Origin of the sequence: Phenylobacterium sp. CCH9-H3 (assembly GCF_001557235.1) — a bacterium.
Lineage (GTDB): Bacteria > Pseudomonadota > Alphaproteobacteria > Caulobacterales > Caulobacteraceae > Phenylobacterium.
The window spans coordinates 1-4,917 of record NZ_LSJI01000110.1 but is presented as its reverse complement, the minus strand read 5'-3'; the positions used below and the strand labels follow the sequence as shown (position 1 = coordinate 4,917).

The window sequence follows — 4,917 nt, the reverse complement described above, 5'->3', positions numbered from 1 at the left end:
CGCCGTTCATCCAGAGCTGGACCGACGCCAACACCGACACCATGACCTACGACCTGCTGGGTCGTCGGGGATATGTGCGCCTGCAGTACACGTTCTAGGCCGCACTGCGGGCGCCGGCCGCCCCGCCCAATCCCCCCGGCCGGCGCCTGCGAAACCTGTTGAGAGGATCAGATGCGCTGGCCAGCCCTTGCGCGGACAACCCACAAGTGGCTCGCCCTGGTCGTGGCGATCCAGGCCGTCTTCTGGACCCTGAGCGGGATCTATATGACGGCGGTCCACATCGACATCATCCACGGCGACCGCCTGGTGAGAGCGCCTGTCGTCCAGCCCCTGTCACTCGCGGGGTTGGTGGAGCCGGCGCATCTCGCGCACCTGGCGCCGGGCCTGAAATCCGCGCGGCTGGAAACCCAGCTGGGCCAGCCTGTCTATGTGGTCGAGGCCGCGGCCGGCAAGGCGCTGTTCGACGCCCGGACGGGCGCCAAGCTCTCGCCGCTCGGCGAGGCTCAGGCGCGGGCGCGGGCCAAGGCGCTGTTTGCGGAGGACGGCGACGTCGTCAGCGCCGAGTTCATCACCAAGGCTCCGCTCGAGGTGCAGACCCGGCCCGTGCCGCTGTGGCGCGTGGAGTTCGAAGGCGCCTGGCGACCCACCTTCTACATCTCCCCCTACACCGGCGAGCTGGTCACCCGTCGCCACGACCTGTGGCGCACCTTCGACTTCGTGTGGATGTTCCACATCATGGACTACGACGACCGCCAGGACGTGAACAATCCGCTGATCCGGATCTTCACCTGGATGGCCGTCGCCACCGCCGCCTCGGGCGGCTGGCTCCTGGTCTACAGCTTCCGCCGCAAGCGCCGCGTGCGCAAAGCCGCCGCTTGAGGAGCCGCGCATGTTCCTGATCCGCTGGCTCCACAAATGGTTCGGCCTGGTTCTGGGCCTGCAGTTCCTGCTCTGGGCGGGCAGCGGCTCTGTCATGGCCCTGCTCGACCACCATGAGGTCTCCGGCGAACACGCCGTGCTGCCGGTGGCCCAGATTTCGGTCCCGGCCGAGCCGCTGCCGCTGGCCGCGGTCGCCGAGAGGGTCGGCGCGCCGATCCTGAAGCTGCAGCTGAAGCCGCTGTTCGACACCTACGTCTATGAGGCGACCACGCCCCAGGGCGTGCGCCTGCTCGACGCCGCGCGGGGAACCCCGATCGCCATCGACGCCGCCAAGGGCCGCGAACTGGCCGTGGCCCGCTACAGTGGCCAGGCGCCGGTCAAGTCCGTGACCCGGGTGGACAAGACCACTCTGGAGACCCGCGACGTGGCGCTGCCGGTCTGGCGCGTGGAGTTCGCCGACAAGGACCGTAGTACGCTGCTGGTGTCGGAGAAGACCGGCGAGGTCCTGGGCGCCAAGACCAACGCCTGGCGGCTCTGGGACATCGCCTGGATGCTGCACATCATGGACTACGGCGAGCGCCAGAGCTTCAACCACCCGTTGATCATCACCCTGGGTTCCGGCGCAGCCTGGCTGGCGCTGAGCGGGCTGATCCTGCTGTTCCGCAGCTTCCGCCGCTCGGATGTGGCCTGGGTGGTCGATCCGCTCGCAGCGTTCGCCGCGCGCTGCAGGGGTCGTCCTGCGAGCAAGGCGCCCGCGCGGCAGGGCGCATCGAGGGAGTCCACCTGACCCGCGCGCGCGGACGCAGCATCCGTCACGCGGCCCGTGTTAGGCTGATGGGGTGACGACGCGCTTCCACACACCGGCTTGGACCGGGGCCTTGTGGCTTGGAGACGGCTGGGCCGCCCATCGCGGCGCGGTCGGCGACAGTCGGGCGCACGCTCACCACGCCCACCAGATCACCGCATCTCCGGCGCCGCTCCTGGTGGAGATCGGCGATCACGTGAAGCGCGGGACCGGGTTCGTCATTCCGTCCCTGCAGCCGCATCGGCTGCGGCCGGCCGCCCAGGCGCTGAACATCTACGTGGACGCGACGTCGCGCGTCGGTCGCCGCCTCACGGCGTGGCTCGGCGAGCGGCCGCAGCGGCTGTCCAGCACCGCGACCGCAGCGCTGCTCGCGCTGGACCCCGCCGCCATCAGCGAAGGGGCGCTCCTGACGTGCATGGAGGCGATGGCCGAGCACGAGCAGGAGACCACACTCGATCCGCGACTGGCGACCGTCCTCGATAGGCTTGAGCTGGCGCCGGGCGAACCGACGCCGCTCCGACAGCTGGCGGAGGATGTCGGCCTTTCGGAGGGGCGACTGTCGCGGCTCTTCGCGCGACAGCTGGGTTTAGCCTATAGACCCTACAGAAAGTGGCGGCGGCTACAGCACGCTTTCCTTCTCCTGGGGGCCGGGGACAACCTCACCGGCGCCGCCGTCGAAGCCGGGTTCTCGGACGCCGCACACCTCGCCCGCACGGTGCGGCGGCTCTTCGGTGTGACCCCTTCGACGGTCGCCACGCTTCTCGACGCGGGGCAGGTTCGTTCAAGACGAGGGGGCCGCGCCTGAGCGATCCTCCTGAATGACGGTTGTGGGGGACCTACCCGCCGCAGATCACCGTGGGTTCGGAGGAAGCAAGGTGACGCCACCAGAGTTCACGCCGGCGCTGGGACGCGCCGGGCCAACCGCCGCCTACGATCGGACCATCCGTTTCTGGACGCGCGAAGGCCGCTGGCGGCCAATGTTGGTCGACCAGATCGATCCGCAACCCGGTGAGCGGATCCTCGACGTTGGCTGCGGAACGGGGTCGCTGGCGATCCTGCTCAAGTCGCGCGAACCCCGCTGCGAGGTCGTCGGACTGGACCCGGACGCCGAAGCGCTCGTCATCGCCAGATCCAAGGTGATCAGGCTGGGCCTGGAGATCGGCTTCGCACAAGGATTCGCGCGGGAGGCGCGGGATGTCTGCGGAACCGGCTTCGACAAGGTCGTCTCGAGCCTCCTCTTTCACCAGGTTCTCCCGGTCGAGAAGCGGGCGGGCATCAAGGCCATGGCCGCGGCGGCGCGCGCAGCCGGCGAGATCCACATTGCCGACTACGCCGAACAGCCGGACTGGTTCATGCGGCGGCTCTTTGGGATCGTGCAGCGCGTGGACGGCTACGAGAACACCCAGGCCAATGCGGATGGCGCTCTCACGCACCTGCTTGAGGAAACCTTCGATGGCGTAATGCGGGCGGCCGTCGTGCGAACGCCGACTGGTGCGATCACACTGTTCCGGGCCCGCGTCCGCGCGGGCGCGTCGTGATCACAGGATGCGGACGCGCACCAGGTGCGTCGGGGTCGACCGGTTCGCCTCCAGGCGCAGCGGACCGTCGCCGGACCCGAACAGGACGGCGTCCAGGGGGGCGAGCTCGTGGGCTTGATCGCCGGCGACGACCCGCAGCGCGCCGCCCGTGGCGATCACCAGCCGATGGCCCACAACAGCCTCAAGCGTCTGCGGCGCACCGACCTGCAGCCGGTCCAGGGTTGCGTGGGCGACGCCACGGCGGGCCATCAGGTTGAGGTCGAGCACCGGGCCTTCCAGCACGCGGGCGGTGGCTGGCGCGTCACCGGGAAAAGCCGCCGGCGCGCCTGTGGGCGACAAGTCGAACTCGCCGAACGGGGCGACCGCGAGCGCCAGCCGGCCCTCAAGCACCGCCAGGATCCGGTCCACGCCCGGGAACATCGAGAAGGGTCCGTCCACGCGGACTTCGGCCATGCTGACCCGCCAGTGGAAGTCGCCGAAGCCGGCGCCCGGCGGCCAGACGGTCACTTCGCGGGTGACGCCGCCGCCGTTCTTCCACGGCGTGGCGACCCGGTCGGCAGCGTGGAGCAGGGTGGCGCTCACCCGAGGATCCCGGGCAGGTCGAGCTTCTTCTCGCGCGCCACCTGCAGCGCGATCTCGTAGCCGGCGTCGGCGTGGCGCATGACGCCGCTCGCCGGGTCGTTCCACAGCACGCGTGCGATGCGCTTGGCCGCGGCGTCCGTCCCGTCGCAGACGATGACCATGCCCGCGTGCTGCGAGAAGCCCATGCCCACGCCCCCGCCGTGGTGGAGCGACACCCAGGTGGCGCCCGAGGCGGTGTTGAGCAGCGCGTTCAGCAGCGGCCAGTCCGACACGGCATCCGACCCGTCGCGCATCGCCTCGGTCTCGCGGTTGGGCGAGGCGACCGAGCCTGAATCCAGGTGGTCGCGGCCGATGACGACGGGCGCCTTCAGTTCGCCCGAGGCCACCATCTCGTTGAACGCCAGACCCAGGCGATGGCGGTCCCCAAGGCCCACCCAGCAGATGCGCGCCGGCAGGCCCTGGAACCTGATCCGCTTCCCGGCCATGTCGAGCCAGTTGTGCAGGTGCGGATTGTCCGGGATCAGTTCCTTCACCTTGGCGTCGGTCGCCGCGATGTCGGCCGGGTCGCCCGAGAGTGCGGCCCAGCGGAACGGCCCGATCCCGCGGCAGAACAGCGGGCGGATGTAGGCCGGCACGAAGCCCGGAAAGTCGAAGGCGTTGGCCACCCCCGCCTCCTTGGCCATCTGTCGGATGTTGTTCCCGTAGTCGACGGTGGGCACGCCGGCCGCCTGGAAGTCCAGCATGGCCTGGACGTGCTCGGCCATCGAGGCCTTGGCCGCCTCCTCCACCTGCTTTGGATCCTGCGCGCGCATGGCGGCCCAGCGCTCCAGGCTCCAGCCTTTGGGCAGGTAGCCGTTGATCGGATCGTGCGCGCTGGTCTGGTCGGTGAGCAGGTCAGGCCGCACGCCGCGCGCGAACAGCTCGGGCAGCAGTTCGGCGGCGTTGCCCAGCAGGCCGACCGAGATCGGGGTCTTGTCGCGGCAGGACTGCTCGATCCACGCCAGCGCCTCGTCGACATCGGCGGCCTGACGGTCGAGATAGCCGGTGCGCAGGCGCATATCGATGCTGGTCTGCTGGCACTCGATGGCCAGGCACGAGGCGCCCGCCATCACC

Annotated in this window: 6 protein-coding genes; 4 read left to right on the top strand and 2 right to left on the bottom strand. The window is 70.0% G+C overall.

Annotation, left to right across the window (positions count from 1 at the left end):
• Nucleotides 1-171: 171 nt before the first annotated feature.
• The 4 genes from AX721_RS10910 to AX721_RS10895 all read left to right on the top strand — a co-directional run bounded on the left by AX721_RS10910 (nt 172) and on the right by AX721_RS10895 (nt 3,222).
• Entirely contained in the window at nt 172-879 is a 708-nt protein-coding gene (locus AX721_RS10910) for a PepSY domain-containing protein (protein ID WP_068876047.1), read from the top strand.
• A gap of 10 nt (nt 880-889) precedes the next feature.
• Nucleotides 890-1,666, top strand: a complete 777-nt coding sequence (locus AX721_RS10905) for a PepSY domain-containing protein (protein ID WP_068876046.1) — start codon at nt 890-892, stop codon at nt 1,664-1,666.
• 91 nt (nt 1,667-1,757) lie between these two features.
• Nucleotides 1,758-2,489, top strand: coding sequence for an AraC family transcriptional regulator (locus AX721_RS10900; protein WP_068876045.1), 732 nt, complete (start codon nt 1,758-1,760; stop codon nt 2,487-2,489).
• 172 nt (nt 2,490-2,661) lie between these two features.
• Entirely contained in the window at nt 2,662-3,222 is a 561-nt protein-coding gene (locus AX721_RS10895) for a class I SAM-dependent methyltransferase (RefSeq protein ID WP_197422535.1), read from the top strand.
• Here the strand turns inward: AX721_RS10895 and AX721_RS10890 are convergent, their stop codons facing one another.
• Nucleotides 3,223-3,804, bottom strand: a complete 582-nt coding sequence (locus tag AX721_RS10890; RefSeq protein WP_068876043.1) for a HutD family protein — start codon at nt 3,802-3,804, stop codon at nt 3,223-3,225. It abuts the gene before it with no gap.
• Nucleotides 3,801-4,917, bottom strand: a 1,117-nt coding sequence (gene hutU / locus AX721_RS10885) for a urocanate hydratase (RefSeq protein ID WP_068876042.1), incomplete at its 5' end; no start/stop codon positions are given. The genes AX721_RS10890 and hutU, both read right to left, overlap by 4 nt.